The following is a 20099-nucleotide window of genomic DNA, read 5'->3' on the forward strand; positions in this document are numbered from 1 at the left end:
GGATCGGGCATGACAACGATCCTCTTCGCCAAGGAGAGCGACTGCGAGGAGAACCCGGGCGGGCACGACCTGCGCGCCACCCTGGTTCCCCAGGACGTACGCCGTTACGTCGACCGCGGGTTCGACGTCGTCGTCCAGCAGGGCCTGGGTGAGGGCATCGGCTACCTGGACCGCCAGTACGAGCTGGAGGGGGCACGGGTCGAGTCCTACCCCTCCTGCTACGGCGGCAAGGACCTCGTGGTCAAGCTCAAAGGGCCGTCGGCGGCCGAGGTGGCGCAGCTTTCCTACGGGACCACGCTGTTCTCCATGGGGCACCTGTACTGCTTCCCCGAGCGGGAGCGGCTGCTGCGGGACAAGGGAGTCCGGCTCGTCGGCATGGAGACGGTGACCGACCCGCAGGAGCCGTCGGACGGGTACCTGGCCGGCATCGCCGCGGGGTCCGCCGTGGACGCGGGCGCCCTGGGGCCGGAACCGGAGGTCATGCTCGACCCGTCGGCGCCGCAGGAGTACGTCAACGGCCTGCTGCGGGCGCTGATGCGCTACGGGCGCAAGCCGGTCCGGGTCCGCTGCACCGACACGGCAGGCGCGGAGCAGTCCCGGGCGGCCGTCTCCGGTTCTGCCGTGCTGACCGTCGGCGACGGGGTCACCGACCTCGTGCCGGCGGTGGGCGGCCCGTACCGACTTGGCGAAGGGGATCTTCCCGCCGGCCGCGACGGTCTGCTGGCCGAGGAGCGCGGCAAGCCCGTGCGCGCCATCGGCCAGATCCGGGAGGTCGGCATCGGGGGCACCAAGTACGGCCTGGACCTGTACCGCTCCCGGAACTCCGGGCGGGACCCCGAGGTCCTCGTCCTGGGATACGGCAACTGCTCCATGGGCGCCTTCGAGCATCTCCGCGACCGGCGCGTCGAGTTCACCGTGCTGGGCAGGCCCCAGACGACGCCCGACGAGCTGCCCGGTCGGCTCGCCTCGGCACAGCTGATCGTCAACGGAGCGGAGACGCCCGGCGAGACGGAGTACATCATCACCCGGCGGAACGCCGAGCGGGACATCCCCGTCGGAGCCGTCGTCATCGACCTCATCGGCGGCTCTCCGGCACTGCGTTCGCCGGTGGAGTCCTTCGTGTGGACGACCTTCCTGCCGGACATCCACTTCGAGGAGCAGGGCCGCTTCTTCGCGGGCCTGTGGGGCTGGGACATGTACTACTCGATGCACGACACGGCCCTGGAGTACAGCCGGCGCATCGCCAAGGTCCTCACCAGCGGTGACCGGTACGCCAAGTCGCTCGACGACTTCGTCTCCGACTACGCCTACGCGCTGCAGTTGGGGGGATGATGGCGACCGGGATCGCGCTCTGCCGGCACCCGCTCACACAGTTCGGGTACGAGCGGCTCGCCGGCCGGGTGGACATGAGGCTGTTGTGCCACCCGGAGAAGAGCCTCGCCTCCGTCACCACGGGAGGCGTCGCCCCGGAGCGGGTGACCGTGTATGAGGACTACGACGTCAACAGCCTGGTGGAGTACGACGCGGCACGCGTCATCGAGGAACAGGGCGGCTGCGCCGGAGTGATCGCTCTGTCCGAAGTGGACGTCATGCGTGCCGCGTTGCTCCGGGAGCGCTACGGCATCGCCGGCCTGCGGCCGGCGACCGCCCGGCTGTTCCGCGACAAGGCCGCGATGAAGGACCGCCTGGCGGACGCCGGGGTGAGCGTGCCCCGGTACCGCACGGTGGAGACGGGTCTCGACCTGCTGTCCGCGGCACGGGACTTCGGCTTCCCCTTCGTGGTCAAACCCCGTCTCGGCGGGGGCTCGGTGGGCACGCGCGTGGTGCGGGACGAGACCGCGCTGCGCGCGCTGCTGGCCACCGGGCTGCAGCCCGCCTTCTACACCCCGGCGCACATGGAGGCGGAGGAGTTCGTCGAGGGAGAGCTGTGCCATGTGGACGGCCTGGTCCTGGACGGCAGGGTCTTTCTCCAGACGGTGAGCCGCTACCGCAGCGACATCCTGGAGTTCGGCGCGCCGCTGTCCACGGCGATGATCGATCCGGACTCCCCGCGTGCGGTGGAGCTCCGCGGCTTCACCGGGCGGGTGCTCGACGTGCTCGGTCTGCTGGGCGGCGGCGCGCACTCCTACTTCCACTGCGAGGTGTTCGTGACCTCGCGGGGCCCGGTGCTCTGCGAGGTCGCCGCCCGGCCGGGCGGCCTCGGCATCGTCGACCAGGTGGACGCCTACTTCGGCGTCAGCACGTTCGATCTGCTCCTGGACGCGACGTTCGGCAGGGCGCCGGAGGGCCCGGCCCCCCGGGGCAGCGGCGTGACGGGCTGGGTCGGCATACCCAAGTCCTTCGATCCGGCGCTGGTCCGTTCCTGTGTCCCCGAACCGCACCGGGCGCTCGAGAGGGTGCACCGCCGGTCCGCCGGCACCCGTCAGATCTCCTCGGTCGACCTCGACGGCTTCCTCGTCGTCCGCGGCGGTACCGCGGACGAGCTGGAGCTGCTCCTGAGCCAGGCCGTGTCCCGAATCGCCATGGAGGTGGCCCAGTGAGCCGCGACACCGTTCTCGTCCTGACCGGCTTCGATCTTCAGGCCCTGCCCGTGGTGCGCTGGCTCGCGGACCGGTTCCGCGTGGTCCTGATCGCCTCGCGCAACGCCACGAACCAGAAGCACTACCAGGCCTTCGTCGAGAGCGCCGCTCTCGCGGAGGAGTGGATCTGGGTCGACGACCTGTTCGGCGACTGGACCACGGTGCGCCAGGCGGAGCAATGGCACGCTCGGTACGGCGTGCGGCACGTCGTGTGTCTGGACGAGCGCGGCCTGATCGTCGCGGCCCGGCTGCGCGGGCTGCTCGGTGTGACGAGCGGTCAGGACCTGCGCTCCGCCGAGGCTTTCCGGCTGAAGCACCGGATGTACGAACTGCTCCAGGGCGCCGTGGACGTGCCGTCCTTCGCCGTCGCGGCCGACGGCTTCGAGGTGCGGGAAGCCGCGCGCTCGCTGGGAACACCGGTGGTGGTGAAGCCCGTCGACGGGGCGGGCTCGAAGGACACCGTGGTGCTCCGGGACGACACGGCGCTGGACAGCTGGCTCGATACGCACCCTGTGACGCTCGGCGCCCCGGTGCTGGTCCAGGAGTTCGCGGCCGGCGACATGTACCACGTGGACGGTCTGACCATCGGGAACGAGGCGTACGGCGTCACCGTCTCCCGGTACGGCGGCAGCACCCTGGGCTATCAGGAGGCACGCCCCCTGACCTCGGCGATGGTGCCCCTGTCCGCCCCGTCCCACGCGCTGCTCACCGAGGCCGTCCGTACCGTGCTGGCCACGCTCCCTGACACCGGGGGCAGCCCGTTCCACGCGGAGTTCTTCCTCGAGGAGAGCGGGCGGGTCCGGTTCTGCGAGATCGCCGCTCGCGGCGGCGGCGCCGGTGTCGGCCCCTGCTGGAAGCTCGCCTACGGGGCCGACATGTTCCGTGCCCACGCCTTGATGCAGTGCGGTCTCGCCGACGAGGTCCTGCCGGAACTCCCGGCGCAGCCCGCGGGCCGGTACGGCTGGTACCTGGAGTCCTCGCCCGAGGGCCGGCTCCTCGGGCTCCCGGACCGGTGCGACCTGCCCGGCGTGCTCGAGTACAACGTCACGGGCCGGATGGGGCAGCCGCACGGCGGCGCCACGTCGAGCATCGACGCGATCCAGCAGTTCGTCGTCGGCTTCCAGGGCGACGAGGACGAGCGCAAGACATTCGACGAGCTGTCCCGCTGGTGCGCCCAGCACCGGCTGCTCGTCCCCGTCACCGCCACCTGACGTTCCACGGCCCCGCTCTGCCCGCGACGTCCGCCACGACCGCCCGTACCCGCGCAGAAAGGCTCTGCCATGACCCAGGCCGCGGACACCGCGCGCGCACCGTCACCCCGCGGGGCGGTCGCCGCCTACTACAGCTCCGCCCTCGCGATCCGTACCGCGGACGCCGGCTCGGCCGCGGCCGTCGTCCTGCTCGCCCAGAAATCCGACGGAGTGGCGGCGTCGGCGCTGCTGGCGGCGTGCATCACCGTGCCCCACATGTTCGGGCCGCTGTCCGCCCGGGTGATGTCGCTGGTGAGGTCGCCGCGCGTGGCACTCGCGGGTTCCTTCGCCCTCTTCGCCGTGCTGTTCGGTGCCGCGGGCCTGCTCATCCAGCGGGGCGATGTCGTCCTTGCCGCCTGTGCCCTGGCCGTCGCCGGCTTCCTGGGGCCCATCTTCACGGGCGGGCTGAGCAGTTGGCTCGGCAGCCTCGTACCGGAGACCCGGGCGGCGCAGCGGCGCGCCCAGTCGGGGGACTCGCTCACCTACGCGATCAGCAGCAGCGTGGGCAACTCCGTCGTCGGGGCCGTGGCCACCGCCGTGTCGGCGCAGGCCACCGTCGGGGTGCTCTGCGCACTGGCCGCCGGGGCGGCCCTGCTGGTCCTCCGCCTTCCGCTGGAACCCGTGGCCGCCGCGGACCGCGCCGGCACCTCGATCTCCAACGTCCTCGGGACCATCGCGCGCACCAAGGACCTGCGCGACATCACGATCATCACCTACGGCAACGCGTTCGGGCTGGGGAGTCTCCTCGTCCTCGCGACCACGTTCGCCCGCAGCGAGGGCCTCCCGGGATCGGTGGGGCCCCTGCTGATCGCGGCGACGGGGGTGGGGGCGCTGCTGACCGCGCTGTACTTCGTCGTCCGCCCGCTCGCCTGGGACGTGATGCGCACCGCGCGCTTCTGCGCCGTGGTCAGCGGCGTGTTCATCGCCGCCGTGCCCTTCGCCGGGGTGTGGGGGGCGGCGGTGGCGTTCCTGGCCGTCGGCGCGTGCCAGTCCGTCCTCAACACCGTCTCGTTCGCGGTCCGCAGGGACGCGTCTCCCGAACACCTGCGGGCCTCCGTCTTCGTGACGATGGCGGGCGTGAAGATCGCGGTGTCCGCGCTGGGACTGGGCCTGGCCGGCCTGGTCACGGTGGAAGGGGTGCACCTCGGGTTCGTGCTGGCCGGTCTCGCCAGCCTGGTGGCCGGCCTGGCGCCCCGCCTGCGGGCGGAGCGTCCCGCCGGTGAGGCCGAGCCGCACACGCAGAAGGCGACGACGCGATGAGCCCCCGCCTGATCAGGGTCAACGGGGGACGCCCCCAGCGGCCGCTGGTGCCCACGGACACCATCGAAGGCTACGGAAACCGCATCCTGGACCTGCTGTTCACCGGCCTGTACGTGTACACGGCGGACGGCGTCCCGGTGCCCGCGATGCTGGAGTCCCTCACCTGCCACGACGAGCGCACGTGGACCGTCGCCCTGCGGCCGGGCTGGACCTTCTCCGACGGCAGCGCGGTGACCGCCCACGACTACGTCCGGACCTGGAACCACGGTGCCGACCCGGCCAACCGGCAGGCCCAGCGGTCCGTCTTCGCGCCCATCGACGGCTACGCCCCGGACGGCGCCGGCTCCTGCCCCCGGCTGCGCGGCCTCACCGTGCTGGACGACCTGACCTTCACCGTCCGGCTCCGCGAACCCGACCGGGACTTCCTGCTCTCCCTCGGCTTCACCCCGTTCGCCCCCCTGCCTCCGGTCTTCTTCGAGCGGGGGCCCGAGGAGTTCGGGCGCAGTCCGGTGGGCAACGGGCCGTACCGTCCCGCGCCGGGCGGCGGACCGGACGGCGACCACTACGACCTCGTCCCCCGCGAGGGGCATCCGGGCCCCCGCCGGGCACGCAACGCGGGCCTGTCGTTCGTCTACTACGACGACCTGGAACGCGCCTACGAGGACCTGCTCGCCGGCCGCCTCGACATCCTCGACAGCATCCCCGACAGCCGGATCGCCGATTACCGGGCGGAGCTCGGCGACGGTGCCGTCGACCGCCCCGTCGCCCTGAACAAGGCGCTGGCCGTCCCGTACTCGCTGCCGCGGTTCAGCGGCGCCGAAGGCGCCCTGCGCCGGGCGGCGCTGTCCCGTGCCCTCGACCGGGACCGGGTCGTCCGGCGGGTCTTCCGGGGCACGAAACGCGCGGCCGCCGACTTCACCGCCCACACCCTCCCGGGCTTCCGGGCCGGCCTTCCCGGCTCGGAGGCGCTGGTCCACGATCCGGCCGCGGCGCGGGAACTCTGGGCGCGGGCCGACGCGGTGGCGCCTTGGGAAGACCCCTTCCGGATCACCTGCAACGCGGACGGCGGTCACGAGGACTGGCTGCGCGAGGTGGCGGAACAGTGGCGTACGACCCTCGGCATCGAGACCGAGCTGATCACGCTGCCGACCTTCAAGGACGTCCGGGACGCCGTGTCGTCCGGAAACCTGCGTACCGCCTTCCGCACCGGCTGGCGCGGCGACTACCCGTCGCTGCTGTCCTTCCTGCAGGCCCAGTTCGCCGGCGGGTCGGCGGCCAACGAGACGGGCTACCGCAGCCGGGAGTTCGAGGACGCACTGGCCGCGGCCCGGCGCGCGCCGGACGACGCGGAGTCACACCGGTGGGCGGCACGGGCGCAGGCCGTGCTCTTCGCGGACCTTCCGGTGATCCCGCTCTGGGACTGCGTCAACGCCGCCGGGCTCGGTGCCGGTGTCGACGCGCGCTTCAGCTGGAACGGGCTTCCGGACTACACGGAAGCCACCCTCGCACGGCCGGATCCTCCTGCCGCCTTCGAGCCTTGAGCCGGCAGCCGCCCGTCCCACCGTCCGAGAGAGAAGACCATGACCCACGCCACGCCTGCGATGGCCCAGACCATCGCGGCCCTGTCGATCATCCTTGTGCTCGGGGCGCTGCTGCGGCCCTTCATGCAGCGACTGCGCCAACCCGCGGTCACGGCCGAGATCCTGGTCGGCATCGCGCTCGGCCCCAGTCTGCTGGGGCTCCTCCCGGGCGATCTGCCGGGCCTTCTGTTTCCCGACGAGACCCGAGCGGCCCTCACGGCCATCGCGCAGGTCGGGATCCTGCTGTTCATGTTCCTGATCGGCTGGGACATCGATCTCGGCAGGTTACGGCGCAGCGGAGGAACCGTCGCGGCCCTGTCGGTGGCGAGCATCGCGGTCCCCTTCGCCACCGGAGGACTGCTCGCGCTCTGGCTCCACGGATCCCATTCCTCCGCGGGCGGGCAGCCCGTGGACCGGACCACGTTCGTCCTCTTCGTCGGCACGGCCATGGCGATCACCGCCTTTCCCGTACTGGCCCGGATCGTCGCCGACAACCGGCTCGGCGGGACGACGGTCGGATTCCTGGCCGTGGCCGCGGCGGCGGTCGGCGACATCCTCGCCTGGTGCATGCTCGTCGCCGTGTCCGTCATGGCGGTCTCCGGCGGCTACTCGCAACTGCTGTCCGTCGCGGGGTGGTCCGCCGTCGCCGTCCTCGTCCTGGCCCTGGTCGTCAGGCCGGTCCTGCGGCACGTGCTGGAACGGGCGGCGCGGACGGGCAGGCTGATCACGGTGGGGCTTCCCGTGGTCGCCGCCGGGGTGTTCGCCGCCGCCTGGACGGCGCAGTGGATCGGGCTCGAGACGATCTTCGGAGCCTTCGCGTTCGGACTGGCCATGCCGCGCACCGTGCGCCCCGCGGTGAAGGAAGCGCTCGAGGTGCCGTTCCAGCACGTCAGCGGTCTGCTGCTGCCCGTCTTCTTCATCGCCACGGGGCTGACGGTCGACGTCGCGGGACTGGGCGGGGCGGGGCTGACGGAGTTCCTGGCCATTCTGGCAGTAGCCTGCGCCGGCAAACTCGCCGGCACGATGGCGGTGGCGCGTGCCCGGGGCCTGGGCTGGCGGGACAGCACGGTCCTCGGCTTCCTCATGAACACCCGTGGGCTGACCGAGCTGATCATCCTCAACGCCGGGCTCAGCATGGGCATACTCGACACCCGGATGTTCACGATGATGGTCTGCATGGCCGTCGTGACCACCGGGATGGCCGGGTTCGTGCTGCCCAGGCCGGGAACGCGCCGCACGACGCCGGCCGCCCCGGCGGCCGAAGGCTCACCGGAGGTCCCGGCACCGGGCTCAGCTTCCTCCGCGCGGCAGGACGCGGACCCGGTGGCGACTGTTCAGTGAAGGAGCCCGCGCGATGCGGAATCTCGATGAAGGCCTGCTCGTGGACGAGTTCCGGGAACTCGGCGTACGGCGCGGCATGGTGGTCGTCGTCCATGCGTCGCTGTCCCGGCTCGGGCATGTCGAGGGCGGGGCGTCGGCCGTGGTCGCGGCGCTGAGATCGGCACTCGGCCCCGAAGGGACCCTCGCCGTACCGGCGTTCACGCCGTCGGTCGCCGACCCGTGCCCCGACGCCGCGGACCTCGACGCCGGGGCGGCAGCGGCCCGTGAACGGGTTCCGCTGTTCCGTCCCGGCATGCCGACGGAGATGGGCGCGATCCCGAACGCGGTCCTGGCCCTGCCCGGGCGACTGCGCAGCGCGCACCCGCAGGTGTCCGTCGCCGCGATCGGACCGGACGCGGAGCGCATCACGGCGGTGCAGACGCTGGGCCACGCGGTGGGCGGGTCGTCCCCGTTCGCGTCGCTCCTGGCGCTCGACGCCCGGATCCTGCTGCTGGGAGTGGGGCACAACCGCAACTCCTTCCTCCACCACGCCGAGGGCCTGGTCCCCGGGCACCGCCGCAAGCGACGCCGCTTCCCGTACCTCGTGGACGGGGAGCGGGTGTGGGTGCAGACCGAGGACGTCGGGGACGACAACGGCCGCTTCTTCCCGGCCGTCGGCGCCGCGTACGAGGACCTGCACGAAGGGCGGCCCGGCGACGGGGTGCGGAGGCGGACGATCGGTGCGGCCGAGTGCCGGCTGCTGCCGAGCGTCCCGTTCGTCGAGTTCGCCCGCCGCCGTCTGCGTGAACTGCTCGCCGCCTGAGCCTCGAGGCGTCCCGAACCGGCACGGCTCGAGGCAGCACCCTGAACCAGCAGCGCGCCCGGTGCGATCGGCACCGGGCGCGCTGCTGGTGAACGGCCCGTTCCTGACGGCAGCCGTCCCGCCTGAAGAAGCGTTACTTGTTTCCCTGAGTCGTACGGGTGAGGAACACGAGGGACAGCAGCAGGGCCAGGAACGACACCCCTGCGACGACCCACAGCCCCGTATGGATGCCCACGGTGAACGACGCGTTGACGGCCTCGGTCACCTCGGCCGTGGAACGGCCGTCGCCGTTGCCGCCGCTGCGCGCGACCTCGACGACCGCGGCGGCCGTCCCGGGCGGCACCTGGGCCGTCGCCAGCTCGTCCGGCAGAGTACCGACGAAGCGCATGGCCAGTACGGCGCCGAGCACGGACGTCGCGAGGACCGAGCCGACCTGCCGGAACGCGGTCACGGCGTTGGACGCCGAGCCCATCTGCGCCGGCTCGACGACGGCGAACGCGGCGGCCGTCGAGGGCGCCACGACCAGACCGCTGCCGAGGCCCAGCAGCGTCAGGCCGAGAGCCGTGACCCCGTACGCGCTGTCGGGCTGCTGTGCGACGAGGACGACCGCGGCCACACCGGCCACCAGCGAACCGGCGGCCAGCAGCCGTCCCGGACCCACCTTCGCGGCGATGCGCTGCGCCACCAGTGTGGCCAGGACGAACGAGACCATGGCGGGCAGCAGCTGCACACCCGTTTCCAGCGGCTCGGCCCCCTGGACCCGCTGGAGGAACAGCACTTCGAGGAAGACGACGCCGACGAAGGTGAACAGCGCGCTCGCCGCCACCACCAGCGTCGCCGACACCCGCAGGGAGCCCATCATCCGCACGTCCAGCATGGGCATGGCCGCGCGTCGCTCCACCAGTACCAGCGCGGTCAGCGACACCACGGCGACCACCAGGGCGGCCACCACCGACGGGTCGTCGTACCCCGTCCGGCCGCCGACCGCGATCCCGTACACGAGGGTGCCGAGGCCCACCACGGACAGGCACTGGCCCCAGAGGTCCAGCGGCCGGTTCGGTACGGAGGACTCCTTCACCGCGTACAGCGTGACGGCCACGGTGACCACGGCGACCGGCGTGTTCACCAGGTAGACCGCGGGCCAGTCGAAGACGTTCAGCAGTGCCCCGCCCAGCAGCGGGCCGACGGCCAGCCCGATCCCGGACACCGACACCCAGATCGTGATGTAGCGCAGCATGCGCGGCAGGTCGACGAAGAACGTCGTGGTGATGATCGCCAGCGACGTAGGAAGCACCAGGGCGCCGCCGACGCCGCTGATCGCGCGCCCGACGAGGACCTGCGGGTAGCCGCTCGCGCTCGCCACCACCAGGGAACCGGCCGCCAGGGCCACCACACCGATGACGAACACGCGACGCCTGCCGAAACGCTCACCCAGCGCACCGCCGGACAGCACGCAGGCCGCCACGACCAGGGTGTACATGCTGGACACCCAGCTCAGGTCGGCCGGGGCGACCTGCATGTCGACCTGGAGGGCGCGCAGGGTCGAGATCGCCGCCGTCACCTCGATGAACGACATGAACAGGCCGAGGCAGGCGGCCGCCAGCACGAGCCTGCCGTGCTCGATGACCGGCTTCGGTGGCGCGGCGGACGACAACGCGTCCGTCGGCGCGCTCATTTGGCGGCCTCCTTGCGGGTCAGCCGGGCGATGGCGTCGTCCCAGTCGGCGGGCAGGCTGTCCCGGCCGGCCGGGTAGAAGACGAACACCGAGTGGTCCATCACCTTGCGCAGCCCGGCGACGATCCGGGCGTGCGGGTCGGAACGGGAGAAGGTGTCCAGCGACTCCTGGCTGTCCCACGCCGACAGCGTCCAGAAGGTCTTCTTCAGCGGTTCGGCGCGCAGCGAGGCGCCGACCACACCCGGCGCCGACCGCACCTGCTTCCACACCACCAGCGACTTCAGGAAGAAGCCGGGGACGCTGAGCAGGGACTTCACTTGGAGCTTGGACGCCATAACCACTGCCTCGCCCGAGTCTGCGGGCCTGTCGGCGGCGGCCCCGGGCATCCAGGGAATGGTGGGCATGGAAGCTTCTCCTCTTCGACATGGAACAGGCGGGGACGGCAGGCGGAGCCCGTCTCATCCACATGAGTCCCCCTGAGAGCTGTTCCGGACAACCTTCGCGCGTGAACTTCCGGGAACGGGAAGGGTTGGCCTGATCGTGCCTGCGAGCCCCCGACCGTACGGATCCGGACACCGGTCACCGGCCCCATCGGCCATCCCGATGGGGCGAGGAGCATCCGTGATGCGGTGATTGACCCTCCTCCGACCACCGCCCTACGGTCCTTCCACGCCCGACCCGACACCGCCGTTCGCACGGGTCGGTGAGCGAATTCACGCCTTCAGAGGTGCCAGCCCTCTGCGTTCCAGCCGCTGTCGCGCAACGCGACCGGTTCTTCGCGTACCGCTCGAGCCGAAGGGCTTCCCGCCATGACCACCCGAGTCGCTGTCGTCGGTGCCGGCATCTCCGGACTCTCCGCCGCCTACCACCTGCCCGACGACGTCGAAGTCACCGTGTACGAGAAGGAGGACCGGCCCGGCGGCCACGCGCTGACCGTCGAAGTCGACGAGGACGGCCGCACGCTGGGCATCGACACCGCCTTCGTGGTCTTCAACAGCCGCACCTATCCCCAGCTGACCGCCTTCTTCCAGGAGCTGGGCGTCACCGCCCTCGACCACACGGGCGGCTTCGACTTCTTCGACCTCGACCGTGGCCTCGACTACGGAACGGCCGAGTTCGAACTCACGGAGGAGGAGATAGCCCGGTCCTATCCGGCCGACTTCCTGACGCTGTGGCGGGACGCCGAGCGTTTCCACCGGGAGGCGCCACGCGACTTCCTGCGCAAGCGCACCGACATGGCGCTGGGCGAGTACCTGGAGCGCGGCGGGTACTCCGACGCCTTCAAGTACGGCTACGTGGTGCTCCTGGCCACGGCGGTCTGGTCGGTGCCGGCCGAGCTCATCTGGGAGATGCCCGCCACCACGGTCATCGCCTTCTTCATGTCGCACGACCCGGGCGGCCTCGGCGGGCGTTCCGTCGCCTGGAAGACCGTCGCCGGCGGCAGCATCGAGTACGTACGCCGTCTCGTGACCGCCGTCAACGGCAAGGTGCGCACGTCCAGTCCGGTCACCCGGGTCCGCGAGGAGGCGGACGCGGTCGTCGTCGGGACCGCCGACGGCGAGGAGCGCTACGACTACGCGGTGCTCGCCTCGCACGCCGACCAGACGCTGTCCGTGCTCGAAGCCCCGTCCGCCCTCCAGGCCGACATCCTGGGCAAGGTCCGGTACAGCTCCACCAGCGCCGTACTGCACACCGACCCCTCCAGCATGCCGCCGGACCGCTCCCGCTGGCAGAGCTGGAACTACGGGCTCAAGACGGTCGACGGCCGCACCCGTACCTGGGTGGCGTACTACATGAACTCCCTCCAGGGCTTCACCGCGCGCAACGACTACTTCGTCACGCTCGACTCCCCGATCGTCCCGCGCGACGAACTCGTCATCCGCGAGCTGCCCTTCACCCACCCCGTCATCGACCTGGACGTACGCGCCATGCAGCGCGGGATCTACGCCGTCAACGACGGCGGCCGGGTCAAGCTCGCCGGCTCGTACTTCCACTCCCCGAAGATCGGCCACGACCTGATCGGCTCCCACGAGGCCGGATACGTCTCCGGGCTCAAGGCCGCCGAGTCCATCGCCCGCGACATCAAGAAGTGAGAAGAGGTACTCCCATGCAGCGTGTCACCGCTGAAGAGGCACAGTCCTGGCTGGTCGAGAAGCTCGCGATCCGGCTCGAGGTCGAACCGTCCGAGATCGACGTCGACCGCTACTTCGACGAGTTCGACCTCGATTCCACCGAGGCCCTGATCCTCGCCGGCGAGCTCGAGAAGTGGCTCGGCTTCGAACTCGAGGCGACCGCGCTCTGGTACCACCCGACGATCGCCGCGCTGTCGGAGCACATCGCGGAGGAGAACGCCCGCCATGCCACCGCGGCCTGACCCGGGCGCACCGCGTCCGGTCCTGCGCACCTTGCGCGCACCGGACGGCCCGGCGGCCCACCGGGTCTGCGCCGTGCATCCGGGCGCGCTCGCGTCCGGCGAATGGGCGGCCGTCGCCGGGCGGCTCCCCGGTGACACCGCCTTCGACCTCCTGGACCTCGGCAATGTGCCCGAGTTCCTCGCCGCGGCCCTCGACGCCCGGGCACCGGTCGTCCCGGTCACCGACCTGGCGGCACGCTGCCTGGACGAACTCGCCGCGGCGGGCGCCGTCGCGGAGCCGTTCACCCTGGTCGGCTGGTCGTTCGGCGGCGTCGTCGCCTTCGAGATGGCGGCCCGACTGGACGCAGCCGGGAACGGCGGGGTCGTGCGGGACCTCGTCCTGCTCGACAGCATCGCCCCCGTCCCCGCCTTCAAGCGGACCGACGAGCTCATGGAACCGGCGATGCTGCTCGACTGGTTCGCGATGTACCTCGCCGCCAAACGCGGCCGCCCCCTCACCCTCGGCCTCACCGCGGACGAGCGCCGGCTCCTCGCCGCACCCGAGGACGGTCTGCCCCAGGTGCTCGAGGCGGCCGTCGCCCAGGGGGTTCTGCCGCCCGGCACCGAGCTCGCCGGGCTGCGCAAGCTGTACGCCGCCTACCAGGGCGGCCTCTCCCGCAACAACCGGAGCACCGCCCCCTACGAACCGGCGCCGCTCGACCGGGCCCTGACCCTCGTCAAACCGGCCGGCTCCCTGCTGCCCACCAGTGGCGACCTCGGCTGGAGCGGGCTCGGCGCGCGGCCCGTACGACAGGTGGACGTCCCCGGCGACCACTACACGATGCTTCGGGACCCCGAGGCCGTCGGCGTGCTCTCCGGCCTCCTGGCCGGCTCGGCCGTCGCTTGAACACACCGTGATCCGTGCCCTGCACACCCGGCGCACAAGACCGAGAGGACCGTCGTGCATCACTCACGTCTGGCCGACACACCCATCGCCATCGTCGGGTTGGCCGGCCTGTTCCCCCAGTCGCGCGACCTGCGCGAATTCTGGCGCAACATCGTGGACGCCAAGGACTGCATAGAGGACGTCCCGTCGAGCCATTGGAACACCGACGACTACTACGACCCCGACCCCACCGCCGAGGACAGGACCTACGCCCGGCGCGGCGGGTTCCTCCCGGAGATCGCCTTCAACCCCATGGAGTTCGGCCTCCCGCCGAACACCCTCGAGGTCACCGACATCCTTCAGCTGCTGTCGCTGACCGTCGCACGTGACGTGCTGCGCGACGCCGGCACCGAGGGATCCACCTGGTACGACCCCACGCGCACCGGAGTCATCCTCGGCGTCACCGGCGCCAACTCGCTCACCCAGCCGCTCTCCGCGCGCCTGCAGACCCCGGTCCTCAAAGAGGTCGTGCGCAGCGTCGGGCTCAGCGAGGCCCAGGCCGATGAGGTCGCCGCCCGCTTCAAGAAGGCGTACATCCCCTGGGAGGAGAACTCCTTCCCCGGCATGCTGGGCAACGTCGTCGCCGGACGCATAGCCAACCGCTTCGACCTCGGCGGCACCAACTGCACCGTGGACGCCGCCTGCGCCAGCTCCCTCGCCGCGGTCAAGCTCGCCGTCAGCGAGCTGATCGAGGGCCGCGCCGACATGATGATCACCGGCGGCTGTGACGCCGAGAACACGATCCTCATGTACATGTGCTTCAGCAAGACCCCTGCGTTCTCCAAGAGCCAGGTCATCCGGCCCTTCGACCGCTCCGCCGACGGGACGCTGATCGGCGAGGGCATCGGCATGCTGGCCCTCAAGCGGCTGGCCGACGCCGAACGCGACGGGGACCGCATCTACTCGGTACTCCGCGGCATCGGCACCTCCAGCGACGGCCGCTTCAAGAGCATCTACGCCCCGCGCGCCGAGGGCCAGCAGCTCGCCCTGCGCCGGGCCTACGAGGACGCCGCCGTCACGCCCGGCTCCGTGGAGCTCTTCGAGGCGCACGGCACCGGCACCGCCGTCGGCGACCACACCGAACTGTCCGCGCTCGGCTCCTTCGTCATGGAGGGGCAGGACGAGCGCGGCTACGCCGCCATCGGCAGCGTCAAGTCCCAGATCGGGCACACCAAGGCCGCCGCCGGCGCGGCCGGCCTCATCAAGCTGTCGCTCGCCCTGCACCAGAAGGTCCTGCCGCCCACCATCAACGTCGAGGAGCCCAGCGAGGCCGTCGACCCGGCGAGCACCCCCTTCTACGTCAGCGGCGAGGCCCGCCCCTGGGTCGCCGACCCCGGCCGGGACAAGCGCCGCGCCGCGGTCTCTTCCTTCGGCTTCGGCGGCACCAACTTCCACATGGTCCTCGAGGAGCACGGGACCGACGTGTCCGCTGTCCTCGGACCCGTCGCCCGTACCGGCATCTGGCACGCCGCCGACCCCGGGTCGCTCGCCCGCCGCCTGGAGGAGGGCGCCGCCCCGGATCCCGCCGGCTGGATGCCGTCGGGTGACGCCCGGATCGGCATCGTGGCCCGCTCGGACGCCGAGTTCGAGGAACTGCGCGCCACGGCGGCGCAGTTGCTGCGCGCCAAGCCGGACGCTTCCTCGTGGCAGCACCCCAAGGGGATCACCTACCGCCGCTCCGCGCTGCCCGCGGGAACGAAGACCGCGGCCGTCTTCGCGGGCCAGGGCAGCCAGTACGTCGGCATGGGCCGTCGCGCGGCGCTCGCACTGCCGCCCGTGCTCACCGCGTACGACAGGGCCAACCGGCTCAGCGACGGTACCGAGACCCTCGGCCGGGTCGTGTTCCCCCCGCCCGCCTTCGACGACGTGACCCGCACGGCCCAGGACGCGGCCCTGCGGCGGACACAGTTCGCTCAGCCCGCGATCGGGGCGCTGTCGGCAGGCCAGTTCGCCTGGTTCCGCGAGCTCGGCTTCAGCCCCGACGGCGCGATCGGCCACTCCTTCGGCGAACTGACCGCCCTGTGGGCGGCCGGGGCCCTGGACGACGCCGCCTTCACTGAGCTCGCCCGTGCCCGTGGACTGGCCATGGCCCCGCCGTCGGACCGCGCCGGCACCGGCCACGACCCCGGCGCGATGGCCGCGGTCCGGGGCGAACTCGACGCGGTGACAGCCGCGCTCGCGCACTACCGTGACGTGACCGTCTGCAACGTCAACGCCCCGGGCCAGATCGTCGTGGGCGGCCCCACCGCCGAGATCGACCGGCTCGTGGCCGACCAGGCCGGCGGCGCCCTCCCCGCGAAGCGGCTCCCGGTCTCCGCGGCGTTCCACACCCGCTTCGTCGCCCACGCCGCCGACGCGTTCCGCGAGGCCGTCGAACGCGTCGACATGGCCGCGCCCCGCATCCCCGTGTACGCCGACGCGCCGGGCGCGTCGTACGGGAACGACATCGCCGCCAACCGCCGCACCCTCGTCGACCAGCTGCTCCAGCCGGTCGACTTCGCCGCGCGCATCGAGGAGATGTACGCCGACGGCTACCGCGTCTTCGTCGAGTTCGGCCCCAAGCGGGTGCTGTCGGACCTCGTGGACCGCATCCTCGAAGGCCGCGAGGACGTCGTGACCGTCGCCGTCGACGGCGGCCCCGCCAAGGACGGCGAGATCGCCGCCAAGCGTGCCGCGCTCGAGCTGACGATCCTCGGCCTGCCGGTCGCCGGCATCGACGACCGCACGGCGCCGGTGCCGGCGGAACCGGCGCGCAAGGGCATGGCGATTCCCCTGCGCGGCGTCAACTACGTGAGCGACGCGCGGCGTTCCGCCTACGCGGAGGCTTTGGCCGAGCCGGTGGCAGGGGTGCCGGCGGGAGAGGTTCCGGCGGGAGGAGTTCCGGCGGCCGCGGAGGCGCCGACCGGCCTGGACGACGTCGTGCGCGAAGGGCTCGGCCTCCAGGCCGAGATCCTCGACACCCACCTGGAGACCGTCCGCCGGACGGTCCGCTCGCTGGAGGAGTCCATCCGCTCCGGCACCGCCGCCGACGCGAATGCCGCGCTGCGCCTGATCGAGCAGCACAGCAGCTCGATCACGGCAGGGCACGAGCGGGCGACTCGACTGCTGATCGAGGCGCTGCGGGAGGGGGAGCCGACGGCGGGGACGCCGGCGGTGGAGCCGTCGACCGTGCCGTCGGCGGTACCGGCCGCCTTGCCTGCTGCCGAGCCCGCCGCGGCTGCCGTGCCCGCTGCGGCCGCCCTCCCCGCGCCTGTTGTTGATGGTGCGGTGTTGGGTGCGTTGGTGGAGGTGGTGGCGGAGAAGACGGGTTATCCGGCGGAGATGTTGGAGCCGGGTATGGATCTTGAGGCGGATCTGGGGATCGATTCGATCAAGCGGGTTCAGATCATGGGTGCGTTGCAGGATCGGTTCCCGGTGTCGGGTGATGTGGATCCTGAGCGTCTGGGTGAGCTGCGCACGTTGGGTGATGTCGCGGGTTTCCTGGCGTCGTCCGCGTCTCCGGCTGTGTACGTGGCTGAGGCCGCTCCCGTTGTCGAGCCCGTTCCTGCTCCGGCTCCGGCTCCGGCTCCCGTTCCCGTTTCTGCGCCTGTGGCTTCGGCTGTTGATGGTGCGGTGTTGGGTGCGTTGGTGGTGATGTGGATCCTGAGCGTCTGGGTGAGCTGCGCACGTTGGGTGATGTCGCGGGTTTCCTGGCGTCGTCCGCGTCCCCGGCCGTGTCTGTGGTTGAGGCCGCTCCCGTTGCCGCTCCCCGTGCCGACACTCCGCTCGTCGTGACGTACCCGGCGGCGGACGGGGTCGGCCGGACCTTCGCCGGCATACGGGAACTGCCCGTTCCCTCCACCGTGGTCGGGGCCTACGCCGAGCAGCGGACCGCCCTCGTCATGGACGACGGGTCGACGCTGACGCAGCCTCTCGTGGCGGCACTGCGTGCCGACGGCTGGCGGGTGGAGGTCGTCGGGCTGCCGGACGGTATCGCGACCTCCGTCGAGGCGGACTCCGTGCGGTCGCTGGGTACCTGGGAGGCCGAGGAGCTGGCCCGTGTCGTCACGGCCGGGCGTCTCGACCTCGTGGTGCAGATGGCGGCGGCGGCCGGTCAGGACTGGGCCGACGCGGCCCGGCGGCTGGGACACACCGTCCTGGTGGCGAAGCAGACGCAGCCCGCGCTGAAGGCCGCTGCCGCGGCCGGCGGCAGGGCGGCCTTCGTGGCGGTGACCCAGCTGGACGGCGCGAGCGGCTACCGCGGCGGCGGCACCGGATCGGCCCTGCTCGGCGGGGTGAGCGGCCTGGTGAAGACGCTGGCGATCGAGACGCCGGAAATCTTCGTACGTACGGTCGATTTCGCGCCGGGGATGGACGCCCGGACCGTCGCCGCCCGCTTCCTGGGCGAGATCCAGGACCTGGCGACCGGCATCGCGGATGTGGCGCACGACGCGGACGGACGGCGCACCGTCGTCCCGTCGGCCGAGGCGCCGGCCGTGCATGTGACGGCCGTACCGGAGATCAGCACGCGGGACCTGCTCGTCGTGACGGGCGGGGCCAGAGGCATCACCGCCGACTGCCTGCACGCACTGGTCGCCGCACGTCCGGCCGGTCTGCTGCTCCTCGGCCGCAGTGCGGCGGCTGCCGATCCCGGGTGGGCGCTGGGTCTGGAGGGCGCGGCTCTCAAGGGCACCATCGCGAAGCGGATCGCCGCCACGGGGGAGAAGCCGACACCTCGCGGGGTCGAGGCGGTCTACCGGGAGGTGACCGGCAGCCGGGAGATCCAGGCCAACCTGGCCAGGCTGCGCGCGACCGGCGCCACCGTCGAGTACGTCACCGTCGACATCACCGACGCCGAGGCCGTGAGCCGTGCGCTCGCGCCGTACGCCGCACGCGTCACCGGTGTCGTGCACGGTGCGGGAGTGCTCGCCGACCGGCTGATCGCGGACAAGACGCAGGAGGAGGTCGCCAGGGTCCTCGGGACCAAGATCGTGGGTCTGGGCAATGTTCTGGACGCGCTGCGCGGCACGGCGGCCCTGCGTCACCTGGTCTTCTTCTCCTCGGTCGCCGGATTCTTCGGCAACCGTGGCCAGTCGGACTACGCCGTCGCCAACGAAGCGCTCAACCGGCTCGCCGTGCGGCTCAAGCACGAACTGCCCTCCGCGCGCGTCACCTCCGTCAACTGGGGTGCGTGGGACGGCGGCATGGTCACCGACGATCTGCGCCGGATGTTCGCCTCGCGCGGTGTGGAGCTCGTTCCGGTGGAGACCGGCGCGGGGATCTTCGCCGAGCAGTTCACCGCGGCCCGCGGTCATGACACCGTCATCGTCGCCGGACCGCTGAAGCCGTTGTCCGCGGCGCCGGCCGACGGGGCACCCCAGGCGTCCCTGCTCGTGGACCGCACCCTGGCGGACATCGCGACGGAGACGGTCCTCGCCGACCACGCGATCGACGGCAGGCGGGTACTGCCCGCCACCGCCGCGCTGGGCGCGCTGGTCAACACCGCCGAGACGGCCACAGGGAAGCCGGTCACCGAGGTGAGCGGGTTCAAGGTCTTCAAGGGCGTCGTCCTGGACGGCGACGGCGACAGCAACGGCCACCTCGCCGACAACGGCGGGCAGGCCCAAGGCGCGGGCCGGCTACGGCTGTTCATGGAGCCCGGCCAGGCCGCCCGCCCCGGTTCGGTCGACGTGCTGGCGTCCGCGGTGGACGACGCCGGGCGCAGCAGGCCCGCGTACGGCGGCGTCCTCGTCACGGACCCGTCCGCCGGCCGTCCTGCCGACCGGCCGGACCTCGCCCGCGCCGCCCGTGAGGCGGACCGGACCGACGCCGCCCACCTGTACCGCGACGGGACCCTCTTCCACGGGCCCACGCTGCGGGGCATCCGCGGCATTCTCGCGGCCCACGAGCGGCTGCTGCTGATCGGCGCACGGCTCGGCGACACGCGTCCGGCGCGCGGTGCGTACCACGGGCGGTTCCACAGCCCGGTGCTCGCCGATCTGATGCTCCAGGCCGCGCTGGTCTGGGTCAGGCGCTTCCGCAACCGGGCGTGCCTGCCGATGGAGATCGCCCGCGCCCGCTACTTCGCCGAGCTCCCCACGGACCAGGAGTTCCTGATCGCCGTGGAGAACGTCGTGGCGGGACCGGCCGGCATCACCTGCTCCGTCACCGCGCTCGACCGCGAGGGCCGTGTTCTCCAGGTCATGGAGGGGGTGTCGGTCGTCGAGGACCCGCAGCTGGAAGGGAAGTTCGGGCCGGCCGAACGGACCGGCGCGGCGACCGTGACGGTCTGACGCCCGATCGCCGACCACTTTCCCGAGCGGACATTCGGACA

Annotated in this window: 14 protein-coding genes; 12 read left to right on the plus strand and 2 right to left on the minus strand. The window is 72.0% G+C overall.

From position 1 onward, the window contains the following. The first annotated feature begins 9 nt into the window (after positions 1-9). The 7 genes from ACTMTU_RS12830 (at position 10) to ACTMTU_RS12860 (ending at position 8812) form a co-directional block, all read left to right on the plus strand. On the plus strand, positions 10-1332 hold the full coding sequence (locus ACTMTU_RS12830) for a hypothetical protein (RefSeq protein ID WP_441263586.1): 1323 nt from the start codon (positions 10-12) through the stop codon (positions 1330-1332). Continuing rightward, the gene (locus ACTMTU_RS12835; RefSeq protein WP_441263587.1) at positions 1329-2540 is read left to right on the plus strand and encodes an ATP-grasp domain-containing protein; all 1212 of its coding nucleotides are present in this window, start codon (positions 1329-1331) and stop codon (positions 2538-2540) included. The genes ACTMTU_RS12830 and ACTMTU_RS12835 overlap by 4 nt, the downstream gene beginning before the upstream one ends. Beyond that, on the plus strand, positions 2537-3790 hold the full coding sequence (locus ACTMTU_RS12840; RefSeq protein WP_441263588.1) for an ATP-grasp domain-containing protein: 1254 nt from the start codon (positions 2537-2539) through the stop codon (positions 3788-3790). The genes ACTMTU_RS12835 and ACTMTU_RS12840 overlap by 4 nt, the downstream gene beginning before the upstream one ends. A gap of 69 nt (positions 3791-3859) precedes the next feature. Then, positions 3860-5089, plus strand: a complete 1230-nt coding sequence (locus tag ACTMTU_RS12845) for a hypothetical protein (RefSeq protein ID WP_441263589.1) — start codon at positions 3860-3862, stop codon at positions 5087-5089. Then, the gene (locus ACTMTU_RS12850) at positions 5086-6630 is read left to right on the plus strand and encodes a peptide ABC transporter substrate-binding protein (protein ID WP_441263590.1); all 1545 of its coding nucleotides are present in this window, start codon (positions 5086-5088) and stop codon (positions 6628-6630) included. The genes ACTMTU_RS12845 and ACTMTU_RS12850 overlap by 4 nt, the downstream gene beginning before the upstream one ends. 39 nt (positions 6631-6669) lie before the next feature. Continuing rightward, positions 6670-8010 carry a cation:proton antiporter gene (locus ACTMTU_RS12855; protein WP_441263591.1) on the plus strand — a complete coding sequence of 447 codons (1341 nt, stop codon included), beginning with the start codon at positions 6670-6672 and terminating at the stop codon, positions 8008-8010. Between the two features lie 13 nt (positions 8011-8023). Next, positions 8024-8812 carry an aminoglycoside N(3)-acetyltransferase gene (locus ACTMTU_RS12860; protein WP_441263592.1) on the plus strand — a complete coding sequence of 263 codons (789 nt, stop codon included), beginning with the start codon at positions 8024-8026 and terminating at the stop codon, positions 8810-8812. A 133-nt stretch (positions 8813-8945) separates the two neighbouring features. Here ACTMTU_RS12860 and ACTMTU_RS12865 read toward each other — a convergent pair whose 3' ends face one another. Both ACTMTU_RS12865 and ACTMTU_RS12870 read right to left on the minus strand, forming a co-directional pair. Then, entirely contained in the window at positions 8946-10487 is a 1542-nt protein-coding gene (locus ACTMTU_RS12865) for an MFS transporter (RefSeq protein ID WP_441263593.1), read from the minus strand. Further along, the gene (locus ACTMTU_RS12870) at positions 10484-10891 is read right to left on the minus strand and encodes a DUF3291 domain-containing protein (RefSeq protein WP_441263594.1); all 408 of its coding nucleotides are present in this window, start codon (positions 10889-10891) and stop codon (positions 10484-10486) included. The genes ACTMTU_RS12865 and ACTMTU_RS12870 overlap by 4 nt, the downstream gene beginning before the upstream one ends. Positions 10892-11296: 405 nt before the next feature. Between ACTMTU_RS12870 and ACTMTU_RS12875 the strand changes: the two genes are divergently transcribed. From ACTMTU_RS12875 to ACTMTU_RS12895, 5 genes are read left to right on the plus strand one after another with little or no spacing between them, the layout of a single operon-like run. Beyond that, a complete protein-coding gene (locus ACTMTU_RS12875; RefSeq protein ID WP_441263595.1) occupies positions 11297-12580 on the plus strand; it encodes an NAD(P)/FAD-dependent oxidoreductase in 1284 nt (427 codons plus the stop codon). A 14-nt stretch (positions 12581-12594) separates the two neighbouring features. Beyond that, entirely contained in the window at positions 12595-12861 is a 267-nt protein-coding gene (locus ACTMTU_RS12880) for an acyl carrier protein (RefSeq protein ID WP_005314310.1), read from the plus strand. Further along, complete coding sequence (locus ACTMTU_RS12885; RefSeq protein ID WP_441263596.1) at positions 12845-13747, plus strand: thioesterase domain-containing protein; 903 nt, start codon at positions 12845-12847, stop codon at positions 13745-13747. The genes ACTMTU_RS12880 and ACTMTU_RS12885 overlap by 17 nt, the downstream gene beginning before the upstream one ends. 54 nt (positions 13748-13801) lie before the next feature. After that, entirely contained in the window at positions 13802-17560 is a 3759-nt protein-coding gene (locus tag ACTMTU_RS12890) for a beta-ketoacyl synthase N-terminal-like domain-containing protein (RefSeq protein ID WP_441263597.1), read from the plus strand. Next, positions 17557-20058, plus strand: a complete 2502-nt coding sequence (locus tag ACTMTU_RS12895) for an SDR family NAD(P)-dependent oxidoreductase (protein WP_441263598.1) — start codon at positions 17557-17559, stop codon at positions 20056-20058. Before ACTMTU_RS12890 ends, ACTMTU_RS12895 begins: the two co-directional genes overlap by 4 nt. The last annotated feature ends 41 nt before the right edge of the window (positions 20059-20099 follow it).

It is taken from the genome of Streptomyces sp. OZ13 (assembly GCF_052068155.1).
In the GTDB taxonomy this organism is placed as follows: domain Bacteria; phylum Actinomycetota; class Actinomycetes; order Streptomycetales; family Streptomycetaceae; genus Streptomyces.